A 25,624-nucleotide genomic window follows, 5' to 3' on the forward strand; every position below is an offset into this window, starting at 1 on the left:
ATAGACTCCTCCTCGACTTCCCTCGCCAGTGAGCTTGCACCATGCTCCACGTGTTGTTCAGCGTTTACCTGAAGATGCTGGTGCTCTACAGCCCGTTCTTCGTGTTGTCCTGTTTCATCAGTCTGACCCGCGGATATTCGCGCAAGGAACAACGCCGTCTGGCCTGGAAAGTGGCGACTGCCACACTGGTCTCCAGCGTCTTGCTGTACCTGTTCGGACGAGTGATTTTCAGTGTCTTCGGCATCACCGTGGACGCGTTCCGCATCGGCGCCGGCAGTGTGTTGTTCATCTCGGCGTTGGGTATGGCGCAGGGCAAGTCGGCAGTGCAGACCGACAACGTGCAGCAGGACGTGACCATCGTCCCGCTGACGATTCCCCTGACAGTCGGCCCCGGCACCATCGGCGCCTTGCTGGTGATGGGCGTGAGTCAGCCTCATTGGGACGACAAACTCACGGCCATTCTGAGCATTGCCCTGGCCAGTTTTACCGTCGGCGTGGTGCTTTACCTGTCCAACCGCATCGAGCGGATTCTCGGTGACCAGGGTTTGCAGATCGTCAGCCGGTTGATGGGGTTGTTCGTCTGCGCATTGGCGGCGCAGATCATCTTTACCGGGGTGAAGGGCTATCTGGTTCCCTGAATCGGCTTAGGGGCGGCCTTCCAGGCCGTTCCCCTGCCACACCAGCCGGCATACGGGTCCGCACGGGCGACTCGATAGATTACGTTGTTGTCTGGTGTTGATTACTTACTCCGGAGCATTTCTGCGGCGATTGAAGCGTTTCTGCAGCAGCGGCTTGTAATACTGACCCAAGTACGCTTCCAGCTCATTCTTCAGTCCAGCATAACGAATTGGGTTAAAGGTAATAAAAGAACTTCCGCGAAAGATATCGAGATGCGAAGTTCTCCAATTAAAAAAGAGGGGGGTGGTTTCGTTACTACCGCCCACGCTGTCGATTGATGCCAACGAAGTTACGATAATGCCATTGGTCAATTGATCACATGGCATCACCGCCAGCCTGACACCTTTACTGCCTGTAACTTCGCGATTGAACAAAGTGATCGCTTCCGGTTCCTCCTTCACGGCATTCAATGTCGAATTGGCAACTGCGTTGAGTACGGCAGCCCCCGGAATCGCGGCTTTCGCTGCATCCATACCGGCCTTGACGATGTCGGTAACGATGTTATCCATGGTCAATTGATGGGAACTCTTCTGATAAACGGTGTAGCCGGAATCCGCCACGAAGCACCCTGCTTCATCCATGCATTTCAGGAAAGCGAGATACCACGCTTCAGGGTCGTCGCCTGGAACTTCGTAACTTGCTTCCAGCTTCGAAAACTTGATCAGGTTCTCAATGATCGCCATATTTTCCAGCGTAATATTTTCGCCATACCCCACCAGCGTATTGGCCAGCACGACCGCATCCAGCTCTTTGGTCGGGCTCGAAGCGTCTGCTGCCACAAAAGACCGCATACGAATTACAGGTTGCTCAGACAGCCGCCGACTAATACGCGCTTTAACTAAAGCAGTACATTTTTCAACATTAACAGCACTTTCAATAACATCCATATCAAACATTCCATTCAATAAGTTAATAAGCACCCCAATTAGGGCAAAACGAATCTAACGCACCCTATGCAGACAAACAAACCACAATCAATTTCCATATATGTACAAGCACGACGCCACGACCGAGAGAAAACTTCACACACATATAAAGCCAGCACTAACACTCGTCATTGTAAGCTGCGAACATTGCACAGCCGTGCAATATCCTCACCAGGAACTATTATTTCTTTTAACAGGCATTACTTATGAACAACACACTACCATCCGGCATGGTGACAGGCCCCAATCTTATTTCATGCATCGGCGAACTTACTCTGCAAGACTTTGACGATTTAACCGATTGTACGCACATTGCCACACGGTCTGCCGACCTCGTCCATAATCGCTTTGCCAACTCACAATACTGGCTGGATGAATATGTTCGCACTCTCATGTTTCTCGGCTGGTCGCTCCATGAAGGTGCCATTACGACACGAATACGTTTTGATGTTTCTGGCAGCGTTGCCGATTTTCTGGTGCGCAAAGCTCAAGCCCTGAACGACTCCCAGCAAGCAAATGCCATGATTGACACCCTCGACGCCTTGCGACCAGACACTGGCGCCGTGCGCTCATTGGACGACGAGAGCCTTAAAGGGCGTCGATTTCAAGTGCTTCCTGCGCGTTATGACTCAAGTAGAAATCTCCATATAGCCGTTTTCAACCTCGAGTTGGTTGCCAATGAAACAAAGAACGGCTTCTTGTTTTGGTCCTGGGAAAAGCAATCGGCGAATCTCGTTCAACAGAGTGCCTTTCTCAAATTGAACAGAGCCATACTCGACACAAAAAGACCGCTTATGGAGACCAAGCTCCGTGAACAAGTCATGAAGCGATTTACCTTGAGGAAGGTAAATCCATAAACCGCCTCGCACACATAAAAAAACCCTTCACACGTTTGAACATGTGAAGGGGCGACGCCGAACGCGGGAATCAGACTTGTACGATTGCTTCACTCTGCCGGGTCATCAACAACGTCATGCCCTCCTTCGTCATTAGCGCGGCAAGCTGCCTGTCCTTGCCATCGCTGGCCAGTGCCTGCACGAACTCATCAAGGGTTACGGTCATTGTGGTGCCATGAACCTGAAGACTCAGGCTCATCGCACGGCGCTCAGTCAAACTGTCGGAATGGTTGAGCAGGATCAGGCTGTGTCCGGTATTCGGGTCGGTAAACAGCAACTTATTTTCAACCAGACTGACCCGCCACGCATCCTGCGCCCCGGTATCCAGAATCAACGTGCCTGGCATCTGTGACTCAGCGCTCAACGAACGACGACAATCAACCATAATGCATTCAAGCCGCTGCCAGGCAGTGCTCGATAGGCTGCAGCTGATCGCTTTCGGCCCATAACTCAAGATCAATTGGGTAATGTCGTCAGGTATCAACGGCATAACGTCATTGAGCTCGCCCTGAAACTCCAGCATCAGTACCTCGTCTTCACGACGAGCAACGCTGTTCTCCAGCCACACATCCTTCGAAGCGCTGTATGTCAGTTGGGTGGGCGTTTCATGTAACAAGGCAATAGTTTTGTTTCGAACACCCAGCAGTCGGGTTTCCAGTCTCGTATCGACCTCACCCACCACACGATCGATACCCTCGACATACCATTGGTAGCCCGAGTAACCGCCAACCGATACAAATGCTTCGTGGGGATACTTGCTCACCAGCGCCCTCAACGCTCGCCTCACCCTTGCATCGTATGGGTCTTTCGTCCCCTGTTGCGCCAGCACCCAGCCTCCCGTGACGCCGACGATACGTGCCGGTTCACCGAACATCATCTCGAGTTCAACCCCTTCAAGCGTCCGCCCTCGCAGACCGGAGCCATGTGTCCATACCTGTGCAAAAGACCATTCGGGCCAAACCTTTTGTGGCACAGGCAACAGGTCCTGCCGCAGAAGCTGCAGACCATTGTCAAAGAGTGTCGGTAGTTTTTCAGGCTCAAGGAACGCTTGGCGGTAAAGTTGCCCAACGGAAACATCCAGCAGCCAGCCCGTCTCCTCATCTGGCGTCGTTGCCACCAACTGCATTACCTTGCCGGGGCCCATATCCGCCATCAGCCATCGATGGTCGACGTACCAGGCACACAGCTTTTCATCCCGTACGCCGCTCCCCAGACCAAGAATCGAAAAGCTCGACGCTTGATGCGCCGTGGCAAGCGCCTTAACGTCGGTCCAGAACTCAAAGCCTATGCCCAACGGCCCTCTGGCATCCTCTAGCCAGTCTTCGGAAACTCCGGCCAGCTGCGACTGCCCTTGCTCGTTGATATCGAAATACAGCCCTTCCCTGGTCAACGCAACGTAGCGTTTTTCATTAGCGATGACCTCAATCACATTCCAGGGCCCGATACGCTCAGCCTGGGCATCCACACCGGTGACGGTCATCCCGATCTTCTGGCGATAGAGGGTCCGATTGAGCTTGTCAAAGAACAGGACGGTATCACCCTTCCTGGTCGCGGGAGTCAGCAACATCGGGCTGACCGGGCCGCGCGGCCCCTCAATCTGCGGCACATCGGGACGAATCAACAGGCCATCGGCAGCACGGACCCACGTGCTGAGCGACTCCTTTTTGCCCTGTGTCAAAGGGGTTATCGAGACAAACGCCGCTGGCTGATAATCCACGACTTTCACTTGGGTCAAAGGCCAAAGCTTGGAGTCCTTGACCAACAATTCGTAATCCCACAGGAAGTTCGACCACCCCCGCATCACGCCCTTGAGCAGCAGGTCTTGCTGACGCTCGGTCAAATGACCTGCAATCGCCAGCAGCAAGACTTCGTCCTCACCCAACAGGTAGACCACCTCGGCTTCACGCCCGGTGCGCTGGGTCACTTGCTGGACAATCCGAATGACCCCCTGCCCCAGGACCTGGAACACCGAGATGCTCGAACCGGGCACCGGGTCCATCAGCCTATAGAATCGATTGACTTGCCCGGTGACCACGTCAGTGCGCCAGATGAGTGCTTCCCGGGAGCAATAGAAATACGCCTGCCCACCAATAACCGCGCCCAGCCTGGCTTGGTTCGCCAAGGCTGGTGGGAGGTCGCGAGCGTAGATGAAACGATCACGGGCCTGCTCATAAAAAGCCGTAGTGAGTTGTGGTTCTTGTGGGTCTGCGAACGGAACCGGGAAATTCTGTACCGCGGTGAATGGGCTGGCTAAACGATTGGCGCGGGCCAGGTTCCTGACTCGGGCCTGGATCATCGCGGTGTCGGCAGTCGGATCGTTCTCCAGCTCTTCGAGCAGCAGTTGCCGTTTCGCCCAGTCAACTCGAAACGAGTTATGCGAAGTCTGGATAACCAATACGGGTGTACCCATGACATGAACGTCGATAGCCCCCACCTTCAAAAAGCCGTCGCTGACAACGATGTCCGCTTCACTCAACCAGAGCGCACGCAGCGTCCAGGCCATGGGGCGCGCCTTTGCCTGTGACAGATTGATCGAGCGCACGCCCGGGGCGAGTGTCAGCGTGCAATGACCACCCACCCCTTCAACACTGTAGGTCAGCTTGCCGTGCAACATCTTGGGCAGCTCGGGCACCAGCAACAACCGCGGTTCCTCATCCAGCAAGACCCTGATCGTCGTCTCGACCTCTATCGGATACAAGTTGTGCAGGATGTACTCGGAGGGGAACTTGTAAAAGGTAAACCAGAACTGGCGATTGCCTGCTGTGTCGTACTCCAGCTTCAGCGCGGTTTCAAAATGCTCGGAACGCGTGGTCGAAAACGGCAGGGCCGAGTAATCGAAACCGAACCAGGTCTTGGCCACGCACGGCAGGACAATGGCCTGAAAGGTCGTCAAATCGCCAATAGCCGCATGCTCCGGCAACCCGAGGTGTTGACGAATGTTGATGGCTTTCGAACGATCAGGATTCTGATCTGGCGGGTTCAGCGTATAGGTGTTGGCCGACAAAATTTCCTGACTGTCAAACGTCAGCCGCTGGTTGCGCAAATCAATCTCGCGGATGGCCGCGTAAGGATTCGGATAAAACACACCCTCCCTGATCGAGTGACCGCCCGAGCGATACGCCTTATCGACGCGGTTCAGGTACTGACCGATCCGCCGCCCTCGTTCCAACGTGCCATTGAACCCTTCAACCAGCGCACTGACGCCAATGGCGAACCCACCCAGGATCACACCGGCTCCGCCAAGAAACGCAGCGACCGTACTGGCACCTGCCAGGCCGGCGCCTATGCCGGCCGCGGTCAGTGCCAACCCCGCGGAATCGAACGCCAACTGCGTACCGTATTGCGCCTGTTGCAGATCGTCCTTGGCATTGGCCAGCAGATAGATATCGAAACCCAGAGTAGCCAGTTGCATCACCGTGGCCAAACCATCCCTGGCAATATGTCCCAGCGCATTGACCACTACCGAGGAGGTGGTTCGGGCCACCAGCGGTGCGTCGTTTAACGCCACCCTGACCAGTTTGACCAGTTCCACGATGTCGAGCAGATTGCCATGGGCCAGTTGCGCGTAACTGAGGTAACCGTGCATTCGCACTGCTGTCGTCAGGCTGCGGTCTTCATTGATGGCGCTGATTTGCTCATGAGACTGGAGCGCTACCAACAGCGCCTGAACCGTAAACGCCGCATTCAAGGTATGCACGGCGCTGACATCGCTCGGGTCAACCCTGCCCGGCACTGACGGCTTGACCGACAGTGTCTGGAAAGTCTCCGTCAGGTAGGAGCGGATCCGCGGAAGAACCCCGTCAGTGCTTGGCACCCTGACGGTGCGCGTTGGATCCTTGAGATTGACCAGGCTGATTTCATAGTGTCCACCTGACACCTCTCGCACACTGTCGAACACCGGAACAAAGTCTCGCCCAAGGCTACTTTCCGCGTGGAGGCGATCAGCGCTGTGCTGAATCTGCTGCGCCCAGTGGCGGGCGTCCAGCTCACTCAGCCCTCGCCCCAGCCGGGCATTTTCCACCAATGAACGGGCCCGTAACTCAGCATGGTGTTCCCATGGCGCCACCGTTATCCCGATGCTGATCGGATCATGACTCAGCAAACCTGACACCTTGATCTGCGACGCAAGCTCCAGATCGGCGACACGTGGACCATTGAGGTCGACGACGTTGAACGTCGCTTCCATCACGTGATTGATCTCATAGAGTTTGGCCAGCTCAGGGCTGCTCAGGAACCGCTCAAGACCACGGTGCAGGTCCTGCGCCTGTTCGAATCCGAAGACACCGAAATTCGGATCGTAGAAGTGGTAGGCACTCGACTCGCCAGTGACGACTTTTGCCACCAACAGGGAATGGCTTTCGGTGTTAAGCATCAAGGTGCGGGTGGAAGCACTGGCTTGCAGGGTCCGCAGGACCTGATCCAACCCGGACTCTCCTGATAAAACGCCCAACCGCGCCATTGGCACAGTTCGCAGCTCATCGAGAGTTCGCAGAAAAGCATGGGTTTCATTGGCGTCGGGCGCAAGGTTGGCATTGGCCAACCTGCCGCTCAAAGCGTCCACAGCCGAGGGGCCTTTTTCGATGGCCGCCGCCATGGCCAATACCAGCGGATAACAACGCCTTCCAGGATCGCCTTCACCCCTGACCAGTAAACCCTGAGGCATCAACCTCCCCGTCGAAGCACCTTGCTCGATGAAGGTTTCCAGCACCGTGGCGCTGCGCTGGAAGATGTGTTGACGCAGCTCATGTTGGGCCTGAAACCTGATACGGGCCGTGTGCTCGCCCCATTGGCGCAAGGTCAGCGGTTTCTCGAACGCGAGGGCCTTGAGCACTTGAGCGCTGTTCTTCGATGGCTCACCCATTGCCTGGGCAGCTGCAAAACCGGCTTCGAATGCGGGATGCCTGCGTGTGAGCAAAGCCTGCTCGATGGCCAGATAACGCTGGGCGAAACCCAGATCGGTGGAGCTCTGCGCAAGGGCTCGGGTGTGCTGCCAGGCATCGTCGAATCCGGCATTATCCAGCGTCTGCGCACCGAACAGCCCGCCGAGTAACACCCGATGCACCGGGCTCAACTGATCAAGCGGCAGAGAGTCGTGGCCAATGCGAACGATCATTTCATTCAGATTGCCGATCGGCTCAAAACCGTGCGATACCGGAAGTTCGACAGGGACTTGCGCCAGGATCCGCTGACGCTCATCGAAGCTCAGGGACCAAGGCTTATCGAAGCTCAGGTCGCCGCTAAGTTTTTCGTTCATGGCCCGGATAAAGGGGGTTCCCAGGTCATCCATCAATTGCTGCAGGATGTCGGTCTGTAAAACCGGGCGGCCCTCAATCACAGGCCAACCCTTTTCAAACGTCATGAGCTGACCTTTCAGCAGCTCCGTGATGTTGCCTTTGAAATGGGCCTTATAGCCGCCCTGGCTCGCTTTTGTTGTCTCAAGCTCGAACCAGGCCGCCTCAGTTTTGGCATTGTCTTTCCAGCTGTGATGGGTTTCTTCTTCGGTGGCGAGGTTAAAGCCGTCGAACAGGTCAACCTTGTCACTGATCTGTTGGCGGCTTTCAAGCACCGCATGGTCGTCGACAAAGTCACTCAACCCGCTGGACACCGCCGTCGGCCCGCTCATTGCAATGGCCGACTGGGCACCGAATCTGATCCCGTCGGCATCATAGTCATTGATCGCCTGCAAAAAACTGTTGAGGCTTTGCAGATTCGAGTTCCAGCTTGAAATCGGACCGTGTTGTTTCTCCATCTCCCGGATAATCAGATCGGGAAATGCCTGGCGATCCTGAAGCGATACATTGCTGCTCAAGGCCTGCGCAACTACCCGATCCAGGAATTGATAGTTGCTGCGAATTTTTTCCATAACGGCGGCGAGTTGTGCAGAACCTGCATGACCACTCAACAGGGCATTGGATAATCCGTTGAACGGCGTCTTGATTTGATTCGCCATCGAATCAGGCGCGTTTTTATTACCGACACGCAGGCCGTTCGACGCAACCATGACGTCATTGAACGGGGCAAAAATATCGCTGAGGGACGGCGCGCTTTTGGCAAATGCAGTTATCGCCTCTCGGTGTTGTTCGGGCACCTTGGGGCGAAAATCTGCATAGGCCTGTCCCCGATTCGGAAGTAGTGTCGGGTTGTAATCGAACAATACCTGCATCACACCTATACGTTCTTCGGCACTGAAGGCGGCGAGGTCCACTCCACCGAGCACTTTATGCAGAGACGGCAGCAAATCAGCATCAAGATAGGTTCCACTCTCGCTATTCAGAACTTGTAAACGTGTGATATCGGATGCAGCCGCCAAGTTGGTGCGAAACGAGATTTCGCGCTCATAAATATCGAACAACGGTTGATCGATAAGCTCTACGTGTATGTCTCGATGAGTCATTTCCAGGCGTTGCAGAGATTGAAGGTTGCGGGCTTTGAGCGCCTTGAGCGCACCTTCATCCTGGCCATAGGCACTGACCAAAAGATCAATTCGCGCCTGATCGGCGCTACCGCCCGCCCGTGTGACCGTCTGGATATGCTCGAACATCTGCTGTCGCAACACTCGAGTTCGCTCGATGTAACGGCGAGCCAGCGCAGCAGACGTATCGACGGCGCCTTGTGGCGCAGATATCGCCCCCAGCGCTTTGGCTGACTCGACGATAATGCGATTGGTCTCATGGGCCAGCAAAGCATCGCTGTCATACCACAGGTTGAGGCTGTAACCCTGTGGGGCAAGCATTTGCCTCCAGACATTGATGTAGTCTCCCTGAATAGCACCAATGCCTCCGCCCACCCAGACAAAGTGCAACTTTTTAGGGACGGGTTTGCCGGTATTCAGTAGTTCGACCGTTGTACTCAAACGCAAGAAATAGTCCGTCAATTTATCCCGGACTTTTGGCAGTGTGGCCGCCGAACCTTTCGGGCTTGTTGATTCGAGCGTTTCCTTCAATAGACTTATCGCCGTCAGTTGAGCGTCAAGAGTCGACGCTTCGGTAGCACCGTCGAAGTAACGCAAGGCCGCTGCATGCGCCGGCATATCTTTGAAACCGCTCAACGCGAACTCCAGTTCGCTGCGATCAAACGGCGTGGGGAAAGTGTCAGTCTGATTTAGCGTTTCGCCAGTTGTACTTTTCATTTTCATATCCATATGTAAAAAGCTGACAGCCACTCCCCCATCGAACAGGCTCAATGTGTCAGTGGCTGTCAGAACTCAACCTTCTATCGTTTCAATTATTGCGGTGGGCAAAATGTCTTTGAGTAACACACTGCTGGTGCTGCCATTCCTGACCAGGGCACTCACCAGTGTTGACACCGCGAAGGACTGATAGCCGCTCATCGTCAGAAATACGTTCCGTTGCAAAACGACATCCGTCGAGAACACGTCGCGAAAGATCAAACTGTGTCCGCTGTCGGCATCCACAATCACCAAGTGCTCATCGACCCGGCTCGCCCACAACTGATCCACAACCACGATATCCCAGATCAGTTTTCCCGGAACCGAGGGCGAGTGGTCGAGCGAATGGCGGCAATCGACAATGACCGATTGAAGTTTCAACCACGCGGCCCTGGTAAGCCGACAGGTCGTTGACCCCTCACCCATTTTGAGCACCAGGATGCTGACATCATCGGCAATCAGCGGCAGCAGGTCGCTACCTGTCTTTGGCCCATCGACCACCAGTACTTCGGCGTTGCGCTGGACATAGTCGAGCGGCCCGACCCTGCTGTTTTGCGGATAGGTGTGCAAAAAACCATCCCCGCGGTCATGCAGCATCACGTTGGTTTGATGCTGGGTGCCGACGAGTGTGAATTGCGCAGCGACAGCGGTCTTCGGAATGCGGATCAACCGCCCGGTCCGGACCACATACCATTGTTGGTAGTCAGGGTCTTCGACGGACAGAAAATCGGCGCATCGATGTTCATTCGCCAGCGCCGCCAACCCCTCGCTCAACTCACCTTCCAGTACCGCGACCCAATGGCTGTCAACGCCCGTAATCCGTGCCGGTGCGTTGTACTGTAAATCCACCTCCACACCTTCAAGCGTCGTGGCCCTCAGACCAGCGCCTTCTACTGTTACATCGCTAAATGTCCAGCTCGCCCATTCCTGCGTCGCGGCTGGCAATGCCGCAGGCGTTAACAGTTTCGTTCCCTGGGCAAATGCTGTGCTCAAGTGCTCTGGATCGATAAAACCCTGACGGACAATCTTCCCGGTTGATAGATCAAACAGCCAGGTGGCCTGATTGTCTGGAGTAATACTCAGCAACCGAACTTCTTTGCCGTGCCCCATTTCAGCGAGCAGCAGCCGACCATCCAGGTACCAGGCGCACAAGGCATCGCCCTTGAAACCGGTCAAACCCAGAATGGCAAAACTCGGCACCGGGTGGTGCAACGCAACCGTTGCCAGCGCCAACCACCATTGGCTTTTGTCCTTCAGCCAATGCTCGGTCAGCCCGCCAAATCTCAGGTTCCCGTGCGGCGCAATGTCAAAGAACAGACCCGCGTCGGTCAGGACGAGATAGTCCCGCTCAACGGCGACAACGTTTTTCAGTCCAGGGGGGGAGATGTTGCTGGACGACCATTGTGCACGACCATCCACCATCAACCTTTGCTGGCACATGAGGCCTTGGTGAAGTTTGTCGTAGGTAACAAACACTTCGCCCTCGGCACCAGCAGGAGCAATGAGCACAAGATCACTCAAGGCCTTGATCGAGTCTGCCCATCCTCGCGCACGGTGACGCCTGGCAGGTGCACGAATAATCAACCCATCACCGCTGCGCACCCAGACCAGATCCCGCAACTCGGCATCGATCTGCCAACAAATCGAAACCAGTGCAGCGGGACGCCAGTTCACCGTATTGGTGGACTCCAGCGGCAAGTGATAGTCGCCCAGTACGTGCTTCCAGTCCGTCAGCGTGTCGGCCTCTAAAAGCGACTGAAGTGCAGGATCCTGACCGCGGGTGATCGAACTGAGCAACACGCTCCGGTCATGGATCACATAGGTCAGTTCATCTTGCCGGTCGTCCTTTCCAGCGAGCCGCTGCACGATCTGAACGCCGCCATTGGCCACGGCCTCAAAGCGGACAATTGCCACGCCAGTTCTGTAAAGCAATCGATAGCGCTGAACCAGCGTCCCGGTGATCGCATTGACCTGCCAGACATAGAAATCATCGGGATGATAGAAGTAAGCCGAACCCTCCAACACTGCGCCCAATACCACCTCGTCGGACAACAGCACCTGCGGATCGCGGATGTACAGAAAACGATCCTGAGCCGAGTCGTAATACGCGACTACTGCCCTGGGTTCGTCCGGCTTTTCATAGGGCACCACAAAGTTGTGAACCGGGGTATAAGGCATGGCCAGGCGATGTTCACTGGCCAATGACTTGAAGTGATCCAGCAACGCTTGCTCACCAAGCGCCGGATCGGCCACTTCTTCGACCACCTCCAGCCGCAGGGCGGCAAGATCCACGCGCAGGATTTTGTTATCCGCAAGCTTGAGCAATACATGGTGAACGCCACTGCCACTGAAGGTCACATCCAATGTCCCCGAGACAAGGCGGCCCCCGGCCTCTATCCGGATATCTGCCTCCACCAGCCATGGCGTCAGCAGCACCCATTGCATCGCAATCTGACCGGGTGCGGCGAGTTCAAGGCGAACCCCGGGATTAAGCAGCACGGAACATTGAGCCCCTGCGCCTTCTACCCGGTAGGACACCAGCCCGTGCCACATTTTCGGCAGCGCAGGTACTGCCAGTGAACGCTCGACATTATCGAGACGAACATTGAATACCGTTGGCTTGTAGACCGGATTCAACCGGTTGACCACGTATTCACCGGGAAAGGAATAGAACGAAAACAGAAACTGCCATTGCCCCTGTTCGTTCTTTTTTTCCAGTCGACGTGCCGTGTCGTAACCGTCGGCATGACGAAACGTGACAAAAGGCAGCAATTTGTATTCGTAGGCGTACCAGGTCTTGGGGGTGCAGGGCAGAACGATTGTCTGTCCTGCCTGCGGAGAGAAACGCGCCGAGTCCGGCAACCCAAGCCCCTGGCGAATATCGGTGGCGCGGTCGTAATCCACATCGAAATCCGGAACTCCGAAATGGTCCCGAAGCGGGAACAGTTTTGGACTGTCGAAATGGACAATGGATGCGCGCAAATCAAGATCGGCAAACACCAGCAAGGGATGCGCTATCCAGGCATTCGACGCCTTGTCCAGGTGATAGCCGCCTTGCAAGTACGCCTTTTCCAGCCCATCAAAAAACAGCGCGACCTCCTTGGCTTCCTCGGCAATGGTGGCAAAACCTTCGGCCAGCGCCGTAATGCCTACCGCCAGCCCGCCAAGAATCACCCCGCCCCCTCCCAGCACCGCAGCCACCGTACCCGCGCCAGCCAGTGCCGCACCCAGACCGGCTACGCCGACCACCGCACTCACGGAATCAAAGGCCAACTGCGTGCCGAACTGCGCCCTCTCAATGTCATTGGTGGCGTGGCTTAACTGATAAATATCAAACCCGACATTCACCAGCCCCAGCACAGTCCCGACGCCTTCATTGGCGATATGCCCCAAGGCCTTTTGCACCAACGGTGCGCTGGTACGGGCGATCAGCTTTTCATCGTTCAGGGCCTGACGCACCAGGTTCACTACGCCGAGCACATCCACGATGTTGCCGTGGGCCAGTTGGGCATAGTTCACGTAGGCATGCAGGCGAATGGCGGTGGTCAGGGCCTTGTCACTACCGCTGGCCGCGCCCTCGTGATGTCGCAGCGCATTCATCAGGGCTTGTACGGTGAACCCGGCATTGAGCGTATGAACGCTGCCAGCCTCAGTCGGATCAAGCGGACTGACCGATGCACGCGGGCGTGCGGCCAATGAATGGAAGGTGTCGGAGAGGAATTCTTTAATTCTCAGGAACCGGTGATCGCTGGTGGTGACACGCACGGTCTTCTCGGAAACGGGGTTAAGCACACTGATTTCGAATCCCCCTGTCGGGGTTATCTCCAGCGTCTCGAACAGCGCAACAGAATCCGACGCCAGCCCGTGTTGCTCCTGCAATTGACGTGTCGCCTGCGCGATCTGCCCACCCCACCAGTGCGCGTCCAGTTCCAGCAATGAACTGCCCAGCGCCGCATTGTTGACCAGCGACCGTCCCCGGGCACTGGCCAGCCGTTGTCTTACACGTGGCACCGTTTGCTCAGGCAGCGCGCCTGACTCCGAAAGGCTTGAAACCTCAATACCGGAGGCAAGTACCCTACTGTTCAGTTTTTCACCATCGAGCTCGATCAGATCAAAGGTCGGCCGTTGCGCATCGCCAAAGGCTGCGTAATGCATGGCCATTTCCTTGCGCAGGAAAAAGTCCGTCAATGCGTCCCTGAACGCCAACGACGTACCAATCTCGTAGGTCCCTAAATTCGGGTCGTAGAACAGGTAATTGCTGCGTTCGCCTTCAAAGATTTTCGCCACTAGCATCGAGTGGTTGTCCGAATTGAGCATCAGGGTTGTGCTGGCTGTTTTTTCTTCCAGTATCGCCACGACCTGAGCGAGATCTGAGCGCATCAGTGGATTGCCTATGTCATTGACAGGCGCGTCACGCAACTCCTCGATCATGCTCACAAATGCCTTTGAATCCGCGTCCTCAGAATTGATGACGGTCAGAAAAAAGCGCGCCCTCAAGGTATTTGCCGCCGTGTTGCTTTTGTGGAGCGCCGCCGCCATAGCCAGCGCCAGTGGGTAACAGCGCCCGGCAACCCGGTCGCCTGCACCTTTGAGCAACAAATCCTGTGGCGCAATTTTGAAGGTGTTGTCCTTGAAGCTCCCCAGCACTTCACCGGTTCGTTCGATGACCCGGTCGCGGTACTCGAGTTTCGCCACATGCTGAATTCTGGCGACCGAGCGTCCCCACTCCAGCAGGGTCAGTGGGCGTGCGAGCGCCTGCTTCTTGAGATCGACACTGGTTTCCGACAGGGCCACGGACGGATTGGAAGCCCCCTTCAATCCGGCAAGGAAAGCCGGATGACTTTGCTTGAACAGCTCCCGTTCGATGGCTCCGTAACGGTGGATGACCCCCATGTCCGACATCGAGTTGGCAAGGTTTTCAAGCGTTGCACTGCCGGCAGCAAAATGCTCGTTATTCAGAGCATCGACTCCCAGTAACCCACCGAGCAACAGACGTTGCAGGGGAGTTAGTTTCGTGAGAAGAACCGGGTCTTTGGGAATCTGGCTCAACAATTCATCCACCGACAGGTTTTGTGTCGCCGCGTCCGGGATGGGAGCCGTGGGGATGATTTTGCCAGCCTGAGCAATGATTGCTTGCCGGTCATCGAAACTCAGGGACAACGGCTTTTCGAACGTCACGCGCCCTGTGTAGTACTCACTCATTGCCTTGCGAAATGGCTCACCGAGATCATCGGCCAGTTGCTGCAACAGATCAGTGATCAACACATGACGACCTTCGATCACCGGCCAGCCTTGATCGAAACTAATGCTCTGGTACTTGAGCAGTTGTGCGACATCGCCGGCATAGCGGGTTTTGAACTTTCCGGCCTCCCAATGCAGCTTTTCTCTATTCAGCCATTGAGCCGTGTCGCTCTCGTTCTCCTTCCAGGAGTGATCCTGCTCTTCCTCGGTCGCCCGGTTGACGGTGGCGATGGCGGGGATGAGGACTTCAGCTCTCGAAGCTTCAGCGCCCCATGGGGTGAAATGCATCTTCTCGTAATCCGCCAGCCCATCGCGCACCGCAGCCGGGCCGGTCAGATAAATGGTCATTTCGATCTGTGGACGGATTCCGTCACTGTAGTAACCAGCGACAGCGTCAACCAAAAAACTGACCGTCATGTGTTCAATGTTCGGCAGTTCATGCAAGGGCCCGAACCTTTTCTCGGCCACTTCGTTGGCAACGTCAGCGACTGCCCGGACATCGATAAGCGCGATCTTTCTTTCGACAGCTAACCGGGCGGTGGCATCAACCACCTCATAGTTCAACCTGAAGCGGTCAAGAACGGCCTTGAGCATTGCTGACCCGGGATGAGCCATCAGGAACGCGTTACTAAACGAACTTCGCTCGGCGACGGCACGCAGTCCATCCGGTCGTACCTGACGTTCAACCGGGCGCCGGAAAACACTGGCGAGATCGGGCTTGCTCTTGGCAAAACGCTCCAGCGCCTCACGGTGCTCCAGGGGAATTCGCTCGAAATAGTTTTTGTACTTGCTACGTATAACCTGCCGCCCCGGCATCCACTCAGGACTGTGGTCAAGTATCAACTGCAAAACACCCAGGCGTGCATCCAGCTCAAACCGACTGATGTCCACCCCGCCCAACGTTTCCAACAGTGGAGGCAGGTTGTCGACATCGGCATAACTGCCACCGTCGGCGAACAACGCCTCGACGCGGACAATATCGGAGGCGGCAGCAAAGTTGCCACGCAAGCTGATTTCTCGCGCGTAGATGTCCTGCAAGTACAACGGTGTCGCCTCGGTGGCGAGATCGCGAAGGACAATACCGCCCTCGCCCAACGACAACAGACTCTGACGGTTCTTTTCCCTTAGAACCTTCAACCGTGCTTCATCTTGGCTATAGGCTCTCACCAACAGATCGATCCTGGCGTTGTCGGCGCTCTCACCGCTCTCTACCGCTTTATTAATGTGCGCAAACATTTGCTGCTTGAGAGCGATGGCCCGCTCTTCATACTTGTCGGCCAGTTCAAAAGCGTCACTAGTGGTCTGCCCGCCATTAAGCATGGCGTCAGCCTTGGCGGCCTCGACAATAATCCGATTGGTTTCGTGAGCCAGCAATGCATCGCTGTCGTACCAGAGCTTGAGGGTGTAACCCTGCCCAGCCAGGGTCTGTTTCCAGATATTGATGTAGTCGCGCTGGATATCGCCCAAACCGCCGCCGAGCCAGACAAAGTGCAGATTGTCAGGAACGTTGGTTTTGGGCGTTTGCAACTGCTGCGCACCGTTCGACAAACGAGCCTCGAAACCTTCGAGCCGTTCGTAGATGTCTACCATATCGGGGGCAGGGCTCTGGGGAGGAAGCGACTCAGTCGTTCGTCGCTGTCGACCCTCAGGCCCGACCAAAGATGCCAAAGCCTGTTTCAACAGGCCCAGCGGCTCCAGCATCCTGGGCGAATCGAGCAAATCGATGCAGCCAGAGTAATACCTGAAGATGGCGTCATACTCGTCAGTACCTTTGTGCGAAATCAACGCCTGTTGAAGATCTTCAAGATTGAAAAGCTTGGCAAATTTTACATACTCTCCGACATATGAAACATCCAAATAATTATTAGACAAGACACTCTCCAGCTTCAATACATGCAATTAAGTTCCGAAAGCCAGCCGCGCAAATACCGCTCGACGACAATGTCAGCTCTTTTGTATTTTTGAACGAGACCAGATCAATACGCGAAGCAATTGCTTCACATGAGACAAAACTAAATCGTAAAAACAGGCACTTCAAACCCGAAGAAATTCAATTAATTTCAATACAATCAAATTTGAAAAAAATAAAACCTTATATTGCAGACATAAATAAGCGCACTTAGACAAACAACATCGCGCGGACCATCAGCAAACAGCCGGCATTGTGACTCATGCGCAACGCCGAAGTGTTCGACTGCAAAGAAAGCATTGGATAACGAAAGAATACAGCGACAGAAAACAGTATTAATTCTTCGCGGCGAGAGTCATAAATCCCACAACGACAGGTGAAATAAACGACGCATCAACGCCAAAGGGAAAGTGCCGAACAGACGGAAATGTATGAAGTGAGAAGCGGCCCACGCGGGGCCGCTTTGCTCAGGAGGCAGGCTTGATGCCGTACCAACGCGGCGTATACACCCACTCGCCACCCTCGGCACGAGGGAACACGCAAGTGGTAGACGAACCGATCAGCACCATGGTGCGCATATCGACCTGGTCGGGGGTCAGTTCGCCAAGCGTGGTAACCCGCAACGTCTGGCCAGGACGGCCAATATCGCGGCCCAGCACCACGACCGTTTCCGGTGTGCGATGCCGGCCGACGATTTCCAGCGCCTGGCCCAGTTGCCACGGCCGCGCACGGGAGATCGGGTTGTAGAACGCCAGCGCCAGATCGGCTTCGGCGGCCAGGTCCAGGCGCTTCTCGATGATCGCCCAGGGTTTGAGGTTGTCCGACAGCGACATCACGCAGAAGTCATGCCCCAACGGCGCACCGGCCTGCGCAGCGGTCGCCAGCGAAGCGGAGACGCCCGGCAGGATTTCTAGGTCGACGCTGTGCCAGCTCGGCTCGCTCGACTCATGCAACGCTTCAAGCACCGCCGCCGCCATGGCGAACACGCCGGGGTCACCGGACGAAACCACAATCACCGAACGGCCTTGCGCCGCCAGCTCGAAGGCGTGGCGGGCACGCTGCATCTCTTCGCGGTTGTCAGTGCAATGCAGCACCTGGTCTTCGCGGAACGGTCCGGCCATGCGCACGTAGGTTTCGTAGCCGAGGACGTCGGTGGCCCTGGCCAGTTCGGCCTTGACCGCTGGCACCATCAGTTCGGCGGCGCCAGGGCCCAGACCAATGACTGCCAAACGACCGCGTGCCCGGCCGATCTGCGCAGCGTCCAGCGGCTCAGTGGTCACCGCGATGGCAATGCCGGTATCCGCCGACACGATGGTCGCGTTCGGCACAGTGTGGCGGGACAACTCGCTAACGCCACCGCTGACCGACGCAAACCGCAGCGGCACACCCAGTTCAAGTGCCGCTTCGCGCAGCCCCGGATTGGCCATGTGCAGATCGCTGGCCAACAGGCACGCCACCGATTGCACGGCGATTTTCGCCTGATGCAAGGCTGAGCGAATGGCGCCTGACAGATCCGCGACCTCGTCGCTCACTGCCACCAACACATTGCGCGGATAAATCATCAACTCATTGGCTGCCGGTGCCCGTTCGGCATGGCCGACATGGATCGACAACTGCGCATGAGGATCTTGCGGCAGCTGCGCCTGCACCAGCCACGGCGCAGCCCCTTCGACGCGTACGCTTTGGCCAGCGAGCAAATCCGAGACGAAGCGCTTGCCCAGTTCCAGATCGCCGAGGGCGTAACCGCTGGGAGGATTGAGCAGGCAGGTGCCGAAGCGCAATTCACCGCTGGTGGTGATCGCCGCAGCGACCTCGAGTCCGGCAGCAATCTCGCGCGCCATGACGTTCACGCCACCAAGACCGCCGAGCAGCGGCACCACGGCGCTGCCGTCTTCGGCCACGGCCAGCACTGGCGGCTCGGCGCCCTTTTCCAGCAGTAACGGCGCCAGGGTGCGGATCACAATGCCGGCCGCACACAAGGCGATAATCGGCGTGTCTTGCTGATAGAGCTCACGCAAAGTGGCGCCGAACTCGTGATAGACGCGGTCCGCGCCTTCCACCCGTTCGGCCAGACCATGGATCAATGCGCCAGGGTAAAGCTGCGCAATCTTGCGCGCAGTCGCGAGGCTGCCATTGCCCAGAATGACAATCGCCGGAACTGGACGGGCCATCAGCCTTGCCACCGTTCGCCGGGCACAATGATCAGCGAGAAGTACGGCGAGGACATCGGCTCGACCTGATCCAGCGGGACGATTTTCTGGTTGGCCATGGTCGCGCGTTCGACGTACAGCGCACGCTCCGCCAGCCCGAGTTCTTCGAGCACCTGACGGACCTTGGGAAAGTTGCGCCCCAGCTTCATGATCACCGCGGCATCGGCATCGGCCAGACGACGCTTGAGATCTTCGGCAGGCAAAACACCCGACAGCACCGACAAACTCTGATTGCGATACACCAGCGGCGCACCCAGTACCGAGGCACCGCCGAGCATCGAGCAAACGCCCGGCACGACTTCCGCTTCATAACGCTCGGCCAGTCGATCGTGCAGGTACATGTAGGAGCCGTAGAAGAACGGATCGCCTTCGCAGATCACCGCCACGTCACGGCCAGCGTCCAGGTGCGCGGCCAGTTCTTCGCCGGCCGCATCGTAGAAATCGCTGATCACTTGTTCATACGACAGCGGTGCCGGAAGCGCCTCGGTGGTCACCGGATACACCAGCGGCAGCAGCGTTTGCGCGTCCTGCAAATGCGCCTCGATGATGCCGAACGCGTTGCCCTTCTTGCCCTTGGCGACGAAGTACGCCACCACCGGCGACTCACGCAGCAGGCGCAGGGCTTTAACGGTAATCAGCTCCGGATCACCGGGGCCGACGCCCAGGCCGATCAAACGTCCAGGTTGCTGCATCATTCGATCTCCGTGGCGAGGGCATTGACGGCGGCGGCGGCCATGGCGCTACCGCCCAGCCGGCCTTGCATGATGACGAAAGGCACGCCACGGCTGTCTGCCGCGAGTGCTGCCTTGGATTCAGCTGCGCCGACAAAGCCCACCGGGAAACCCAGGATCAGCGCCGGTTTCGGTGCGCCGGCGTCGAGCATTTCCAACAGATAAAACAGCGCGGTCGGCGCGTTGCCGATCACCACCACACTGCCTTCCAGGTGCGGGCGCCATAGCTCCAGCGCGGCGGCGGAGCGAGTGTTACCCAACTCACGGGCAAGCTCCGGAACACTCTCATCACGCAGGGTGCAGATGACTTGGTTGTTCGCAGGCAAACGCGTGCGGGTCACGCCTTCGCTGACCATCCGCGCATCGCACAGGATCGGCGCACCGGCGGTCAGCGCATCACGCCCGGCCTTGCCCGCGCCTTCGGAAAATTGCAGGCCGTCGATAGCGTCGACCATGCCGCAGGCGTGGATCACACGGACCGCGAGTTTTTCCAGATCGGCGGGAATACGCGCAAGGTTGGCCTCGGCACGAATGATCGCGAAGGAGTTGCGATAGATCTCCTGACCGTCGCGGATGTAATCAAGCATCAAGGGGGCTCCGTGAGCGGTCGTCGAGCAAGGCTGCGACCGCTTCAATAGTAAGGTTGCGTGCGTGCAGCGCGCCGAAACCCGGCAGCGCTGCATCGCGGAAATAGAGGTCGTAGTGACCGGGAGAAACGGCCAGCAATGTGACCGGCGCGATGTGTGCGGCCGCGCAGGAACGCTGGCAACCGGACAGGTGCACGTTCAGTGTTTGGCCGTGACGTTGCAGCAGCGCCGCCAGTTGTCGGGCATCGCCCTTGGTGTCGGCCAGGCCTTTGCCGCAGCCAGCGGAACCCGTGCAGGCAATCAACCGTGACAACGGCTGATCGGCATCACACAGCAGGCCCAGTTGTTCCAGACGCCGAATGACTTCGGGCGCGTGTTCTTTTCGAACATTGGGCAGCAACAGGCTTTGCCATGGGGTCAAACGCAGGCTCGCGTCGCCGAACTCGTGCGCCAATTGCGCCGCGCCCCTGAGCATGACGGGATCGAGCCGCCCCAAAGGCGGTACGGCACCGATGTAGACATGCTCCGCTTCACGTTGCAGATGAGTGCCAATGTGCAGAGCATCCGGGCTCAACGAACGCCGCCAATCGGTGATCGACTTCAAGGGCACTCGTTCGGCCAAGTGAGCAAGGAACTCTGCTAACGGGTAGTCGGCCAGCAAATGACGCATCCGCGTTTGATCAGGACGCGCCAGTTCAAGAAACAACTCCAGCACCGCAACGACCAGCGCATGCCCCTGCTCAAGTGGCACCGAGCCTGCGGGTTTGTCCGTGGGGCAACCCGCGAAACCGAACACCAGCAACCACTCACCCTCTCGCTCAACCGCAGACAACCACAGATCATGCGGGTGTTCGAGCATCGCCAACGCCTCGCCGCCATCGAGTTGCACCGCAAACTTGGCGCTGAGCTCGTGGAAACGTTCGTGGCTTTGCAGGGTGACAAGGGTCTGTTCCGCCAGCGGACGCGTATCAAAGAGCATGCGCCGATCAATCCCGGCGCTCGGGCTGAGCATCAGATTGCGCACATCGTCGCCCGCAGCGGTACGCGGCCCCAATCCAGCGGCGAGCAGGCTGTCGATCAGTGCTGCCTGTTCGCTGCCGATCCCGCGAATCTGCAGGTTGGCCCGATTGGTCGCCTCGATCACGCCCCCGGCAAACCGTTCAGCCGCGCTGGCCACCGCTTCAGCCTGGGCAGCGCTGATCGAGCCGCCGTTCAATTTGATCCGACAGATGCCGCCATCCAGCGCCGGGACGATACGCAGCAACCCCGGGCAAGCCGAGGGGCGCAAAGCGGTGGACATCGGGCGTTCGTTCAAGGGGGCGACCGGCTGTGTGGGAAAGGCGCTTCGCGGGCGAAGGCGCGGTATTATGCCTGCTTTGTTCGACGGCATGAAAAGCCTGCCCGTCGGAACAGTCCGTTTGAGGACTATATTTGAGGGCTATAGATGTCACCGTGGCTGACAGTAGTAGGAATCGGCGAAGACGGCTTCAAGGGCCTGGGCAAAAACGCCCGGCACGCTCTGCTGCGCGCTTCGCGGATCATTGGCGGTCAGCGGCAATTGGATTTGCTGCCGGTGTGCATCCGTGGTGAGCGGCAGTTGTGGCCCAGCCCTTTCTCCCTTGAACCGGTTTTGGCGCTACGCGGCGAGCCGGTCTGCGTGCTGGCCAGCGGCGATCCGATGTTCTTTGGCGTGGGCGCAAGCCTTGCCCGGAAACTGCCCAACGATGAAATGCTGATTCTGCCGGCGCCTTCCTCCTGCTCGCTGGCGGCGGCGCGAATGGGCTGGCCATTGCAGGATGTGGTCACGCTTTCGGTGGTGGCTCGCCCCATCGCCGCACTCAATGCGCAGTTGTTCAGCGGTGTTCGCTTGCTGGTGTTGAGCAACGACAGCAAGAGCCCGGCCGCGATCGCGACGTTATTGCGTGAGCGCGGTTTCGGGGCGAGTCGCCTCACGGTGCTGGAACATCTGGGCGGTGCCGCCGAACGACGCATCGAGGGTGTCGCCAATGACTGGAACAACCCTGTGATCGCCGACCTGAACCTGATCGCCATCGAGTGCATCGCCGAACCCGATACGCCGCGCCTCTCCCGATTGGCCGGTCTGCCAGACTCAGCCTTCAAGCACGACGGCCAACTGACCAAGCGCGATGTGCGCGCGATCACGCTCGCTCGCCTGGCTCCGGTGCCTGGTGAGTTGATGTGGGACGTCGGCGCCGGCAGCGGTTCGATTGGCATCGAGTGGATGCGTGCCCATCCGAGTTGCCGAACGCTGGCCATCGAAGCCGATGAAAGTCGGCAGTTGTTAATCGAACAGAACCGCGATGCGCTCGGCGTGCCCGGCCTGCAACTGATTCGCGGCAGTGCACCGCAAGCCCTGGACGGACTCGAACGCCCGGACGCAATTTTCATCGGCGGCGGCGTCACCCGCGAGGGCGTACTCGATACTTGCTGGGCACAACTCAAACCCGGCGGTCGACTGATCGCCAACGCCGTCACGCTACAAAGTGAAATGACATTGATGGCCTGGCGCGAGCAGCACGGCGGTGAGCTGACACGAGTCCATATCGCTCAGGCGCAACCGCTGGGCGATTTCGACACCTGGCGTCAGGCGCTGCCGATTACCTTGCTGGACGTGACGAAACCCCTCGATGCGTGACGAAACCGCCGAACAACCCGCACCGCTGCGCAGCGGCCTGACCACGGGCAGCTGCGCCACCGCCACCAGCCTTGCGGCGGCGCGCTTGCTGCTCAGTGGCGTAGAAGCAGACGCCGTCGAGATCATTCTGCCCAAAGGCAAGCGGGTGCAGATGCGCCTGGAATTCTGTCGGCTGACGGACGACGGCGCCGAAGCCGGCACGATCAAGGACGCCGGCGACGACCCCGACGTGACTCACGGCGCCCTGCTCTTTTCCCAGGTGCGCCTGCACAGCGAGCCGGGCATCCGCTTCAGTGCCGGCCGTGGCGTGGGCACCGTCACCCGGCCCGGTCTGGTACTGAACGTCGGCGAACCGGCGATCAACCCGGTGCCGCGCAAGATGATCAGCGAGCACCTGACGCTGTTGGCCGAGGAGCTTGATTACATGGGTGGTTTCGACGTCACGGTGAATGTCGAAGGCGGTGAAGCGCTGGCCTTGAAAACCATGAACCCGCGCCTGGGGATTCTCGGCGGTTTGTCGATCCTCGGCACCAGCGGCATCGTCCGGCCCTTCTCCTGCGCGGCCTACATCGCCTCGATCCACCAAGGCATCGACGTCGCCAAAACCAACGGTTACCTGCACATCGCCGCGTGCACTGGCAATGCCAGTGAAGACACCATGCGCCGGGTCTACGATTTTCCGGAAATCGCCCTGATCGAAATGGGCGACTTCGTCGGCGCCGTGCTCAAACACCTGCGCAAAGTGCCTGTGGATAAACTCAGCCTCTGCGGCGGCTTCGGCAAGATCAGCAAACTGGCGGCCGGGCACATGGATTTGCACAGTCGACACTCCAGCATCGACCTGCCGCAACTGGCCGAGTGGGCGTCGGCGATTGGCGCCGATGAGGCGTTGCAGCAAGGGATTCGCGAAGCCAACACCAGCCAGCAAGCCTTGGCGATGGCCAGCGCTGCGGGCATCGCGCTCGGTGACGCGGTGTGTCAGCACGCGCTGGACTTTGCCCGCAGCGTGGTGCCGACGCAGGTTCAGGTCGAAGTGTTCGCCATCGATCGCCAGGGCGGGATTGTTGGCCATGCAGGAGCTTTTCAATGAAGCGCGTGTTGTTGCTCGGTGGCGTGACAGAAGCCTTGGCCATCGCCCGGACCCTCGGACCGGAACACATCTATAGCCTGGCCGGCGTGGGGCGAGTGCCGACAGATCTGACCTGCCAGGTTCGCGTTGGCGGTTACGGCGGTGCCGAAGGGCTGGCGCAGTTCATTCAGGATGAAGGGATCGACCTGCTGCTGGACGCAACCCATCCCTACGCCGCACAAATCAGCCAGAACGCCGCCACCGCTGCGCGGTTGAGCGGTATTGCCTGCTGGGCCCTGCGGCGCCCGGCCTGGCAACCACAGGCCGGCGATGACTGGCGGGATGTCAGCGACTGGGCCGGGTTGATCGAAGCCCTCAAACCTTTTCGCCGTCCTCTATTCACCCTCGGCCGCGAACCCTTGCAGCACCTGCATGAAATCCCGCCAGAACAATTCTGGACCTTGCGCGCACTGGACGTTTACCCCGGCAACGGACGCTGCGAAGTGATCGGCGCGCGTGGACCGTTTCTGATCGAGGATGAACGTGAACTGTTTGAACGTCGGCAGATTGATGTACTGATCAGCAAGAACAGCGGCAGCACCGCGACCGAGCCGAAGCTTGAAGTGGCACGGCAGCGTGGGGTGCCGGTGATTGTTTTGCAGCGGCCAGAGTTGCCGGGGGTTGATCGGGAGTTTGGGTCGGTGAGTGAAGTACTGAAAGCCCTATCGGTGTAAGACGATTCCTGAGATCCCCATAACCTTGCCACTTTGCCGGCAACACTCTCGGACGGAGCCGGCTATCCACTCCATGGCTTCGATCCTATAGTCCGAGCCCTCTGATCCTAACAAGCACACCGACCTTACTTTCTAAGGACGAGTAAATTCGCCCCGAGTAAAGTGCGACTTGCCAACCTGTATCCCAAGGAATACGATCAAACATGATCGACTTCGAACGATCCCGAGCATTTGCTGACTGGCTCGACTCACTGAAAGACATCATTGGCAAAGCTCGCATCATTGCCAGGCTCCGAGCTGCCGAGCATGGAAATTTTGGTGATTGCGAACCGGTGGGTGGAGCTGTTTATGAAATGCGTGTGCATTACGGTCCTGGCTACAGGATGTATTTCACCCGCCGAGGTGAAGTGGTTTATCTGCTGTTGGTGGGCGGTGACAAGTCGACTCAAAAACGAGACATCAAACGCGCCATTCAAATGGCGCAAAACATCGGTAATGAGGAGTAAATCATGGCCGAACAATTCACCCGTTTCGATGCCGCCGAATTTCTAAAAACACCAGAAGAAATGGCGGCTTACCTGGACGCCTGTTTTGAAGAAGATGCTGGCGACGGAGTGCTCATACGTGCAGCCCTTAACGACATAGCCCGAGCAAAGGGCATGACACAGATTGCCCGTGACGCGGGGCTGGGTCGTGAAAGTCTGTACAAAGCATTGGGCAGCACTGGCAACCCGGAATTCGCGACTATCATGAAAGTGATGAAAGCATTAGGCCTGCGCCTGCATGCCAGCGCTCTCTGATTGCACTGCGACACCACAC

At 57.7% G+C, this 25,624-nt stretch carries 14 protein-coding genes; 7 read left to right on the plus strand and 7 right to left on the minus strand.

Annotated features, from left to right (window positions below):
• Positions 1–41 precede the first annotated feature (41 nt).
• Positions 42–638, plus strand: coding sequence for a MarC family protein (locus ACQ4OB_RS23075; protein WP_007937197.1), 597 nt, complete (start codon positions 42–44; stop codon positions 636–638).
• Between the two features lie 105 nt (positions 639–743).
• Here ACQ4OB_RS23075 and ACQ4OB_RS23080 read toward each other — a convergent pair whose 3' ends face one another.
• Complete coding sequence (locus ACQ4OB_RS23080) at positions 744–1,565, minus strand: hypothetical protein (protein WP_430956506.1); 822 nt, start codon at positions 1,563–1,565, stop codon at positions 744–746.
• Between the two features lie 245 nt (positions 1,566–1,810).
• On the opposite strand from ACQ4OB_RS23080, the gene ACQ4OB_RS23085 reads away from it, so the two are divergent.
• Positions 1,811–2,461: a hypothetical protein gene (locus tag ACQ4OB_RS23085; RefSeq protein ID WP_074873421.1), complete on the plus strand. Its 651-nt coding sequence runs from the start codon at positions 1,811–1,813 to the stop codon at positions 2,459–2,461.
• Between the two features lie 70 nt (positions 2,462–2,531).
• Here ACQ4OB_RS23085 and ACQ4OB_RS23090 read toward each other — a convergent pair whose 3' ends face one another.
• From ACQ4OB_RS23090 to cobG, 6 genes are all read right to left on the minus strand, one after another.
• Positions 2,532–9,683, minus strand: a complete 7,152-nt coding sequence (locus tag ACQ4OB_RS23090) for a TcdA/TcdB pore-forming domain-containing protein (RefSeq protein WP_430956507.1) — start codon at positions 9,681–9,683, stop codon at positions 2,532–2,534.
• Positions 9,684–9,704: 21 nt separating this feature from the next.
• Complete coding sequence (locus ACQ4OB_RS23095) at positions 9,705–16,610, minus strand: TcdA/TcdB pore-forming domain-containing protein (protein ID WP_430956525.1); 6,906 nt, start codon at positions 16,608–16,610, stop codon at positions 9,705–9,707.
• Positions 16,611–17,285: 675 nt separating this feature from the next.
• Positions 17,286–18,989 (minus strand): precorrin-3B C(17)-methyltransferase, encoded by a 1,704-nt coding sequence (gene cobJ, locus ACQ4OB_RS23100; protein ID WP_430956508.1) that lies wholly within the window; start codon positions 18,987–18,989, stop codon positions 17,286–17,288.
• Positions 18,989–19,720, minus strand: coding sequence for a precorrin-2 C(20)-methyltransferase (locus tag ACQ4OB_RS23105; protein ID WP_074880464.1), 732 nt, complete (start codon positions 19,718–19,720; stop codon positions 18,989–18,991). The genes cobJ and ACQ4OB_RS23105 overlap by 1 nt, the downstream gene beginning before the upstream one ends.
• Positions 19,720–20,346 carry a precorrin-8X methylmutase gene (locus tag ACQ4OB_RS23110; RefSeq protein WP_430956509.1) on the minus strand — a complete coding sequence of 209 codons (627 nt, stop codon included), beginning with the start codon at positions 20,344–20,346 and terminating at the stop codon, positions 19,720–19,722. Before ACQ4OB_RS23110 ends, ACQ4OB_RS23105 begins: the two co-directional genes overlap by 1 nt.
• Positions 20,339–21,646, minus strand: coding sequence for a precorrin-3B synthase (gene cobG / locus ACQ4OB_RS23115; protein ID WP_430956510.1), 1,308 nt, complete (start codon positions 21,644–21,646; stop codon positions 20,339–20,341). The genes ACQ4OB_RS23110 and cobG overlap by 8 nt, the downstream gene beginning before the upstream one ends.
• Positions 21,647–21,790: 144 nt before the next feature.
• On the opposite strand from cobG, the gene cbiE reads away from it, so the two are divergent.
• From cbiE to ACQ4OB_RS23140, 5 genes are all read left to right on the plus strand, one after another.
• Complete coding sequence (cbiE, locus tag ACQ4OB_RS23120; protein WP_430956511.1) at positions 21,791–23,002, plus strand: precorrin-6y C5,15-methyltransferase (decarboxylating) subunit CbiE; 1,212 nt, start codon at positions 21,791–21,793, stop codon at positions 23,000–23,002.
• Complete coding sequence (locus ACQ4OB_RS23125) at positions 22,995–24,092, plus strand: cobalt-precorrin-5B (C(1))-methyltransferase (RefSeq protein WP_430956512.1); 1,098 nt, start codon at positions 22,995–22,997, stop codon at positions 24,090–24,092. Before cbiE ends, ACQ4OB_RS23125 begins: the two co-directional genes overlap by 8 nt.
• Entirely contained in the window at positions 24,089–24,805 is a 717-nt protein-coding gene (locus ACQ4OB_RS23130) for a cobalt-precorrin-6A reductase (RefSeq protein WP_430956513.1), read from the plus strand. Before ACQ4OB_RS23125 ends, ACQ4OB_RS23130 begins: the two co-directional genes overlap by 4 nt.
• 203 nt (positions 24,806–25,008) lie before the next feature.
• Positions 25,009–25,311 (plus strand): type II toxin-antitoxin system RelE/ParE family toxin, encoded by a 303-nt coding sequence (locus ACQ4OB_RS23135; RefSeq protein WP_074873405.1) that lies wholly within the window; start codon positions 25,009–25,011, stop codon positions 25,309–25,311.
• Between the two features lie 3 nt (positions 25,312–25,314).
• On the plus strand, positions 25,315–25,605 hold the full coding sequence (locus ACQ4OB_RS23140; protein WP_074873403.1) for an addiction module antidote protein: 291 nt from the start codon (positions 25,315–25,317) through the stop codon (positions 25,603–25,605).
• Positions 25,606–25,624: the final 19 nt, after the last annotated feature.

Source organism: Pseudomonas sp. ES4 (assembly GCF_050586665.1).
GTDB classification, from domain to species: Bacteria; Pseudomonadota; Gammaproteobacteria; order Pseudomonadales; family Pseudomonadaceae; genus Aquipseudomonas; species Aquipseudomonas frederiksbergensis.

Bases quoted from the DNA above. Each gene is read 5' to 3' on its own strand.
- ACQ4OB_RS23075 (WP_007937197.1), top strand. From the start codon at position 42: ATGCTCCACGTGTTGTTCAGCGTTTACCTGAAGATGCTGGTGCTCTAC.
- ACQ4OB_RS23105 (WP_074880464.1), bottom strand. From the start codon at position 19,720: ATGCAGCAACCTGGACGTTTGATCGGCCTGGGCGTCGGCCCCGGTGAT.
- ACQ4OB_RS23125 (WP_430956512.1), top strand. From the start codon at position 22,995: ATGCGTGACGAAACCGCCGAACAACCCGCACCGCTGCGCAGCGGCCTG.
- ACQ4OB_RS23135 (WP_074873405.1), top strand. From the start codon at position 25,009: ATGATCGACTTCGAACGATCCCGAGCATTTGCTGACTGGCTCGACTCA.
- ACQ4OB_RS23110 (WP_430956509.1), bottom strand. From the start codon at position 20,346: ATGCTTGATTACATCCGCGACGGTCAGGAGATCTATCGCAACTCCTTC.
- ACQ4OB_RS23140 (WP_074873403.1), top strand. From the start codon at position 25,315: ATGGCCGAACAATTCACCCGTTTCGATGCCGCCGAATTTCTAAAAACA.
- ACQ4OB_RS23095 (WP_430956525.1), bottom strand. From the start codon at position 16,610: ATGCTGGAGCCGCTGGGCCTGTTGAAACAGGCTTTGGCATCTTTGGTC.
- ACQ4OB_RS23080 (WP_430956506.1), bottom strand. From the start codon at position 1,565: ATGGATGTTATTGAAAGTGCTGTTAATGTTGAAAAATGTACTGCTTTA.
- ACQ4OB_RS23085 (WP_074873421.1), top strand. From the start codon at position 1,811: ATGAACAACACACTACCATCCGGCATGGTGACAGGCCCCAATCTTATT.
- cbiE (WP_430956511.1), top strand. From the start codon at position 21,791: ATGTCACCGTGGCTGACAGTAGTAGGAATCGGCGAAGACGGCTTCAAG.
- ACQ4OB_RS23130 (WP_430956513.1), top strand. From the start codon at position 24,089: ATGAAGCGCGTGTTGTTGCTCGGTGGCGTGACAGAAGCCTTGGCCATC.
- cobG (WP_430956510.1), bottom strand. From the start codon at position 21,646: ATGTCCACCGCTTTGCGCCCCTCGGCTTGCCCGGGGTTGCTGCGTATC.
- cobJ (WP_430956508.1), bottom strand. From the start codon at position 18,989: ATGGCCCGTCCAGTTCCGGCGATTGTCATTCTGGGCAATGGCAGCCTC.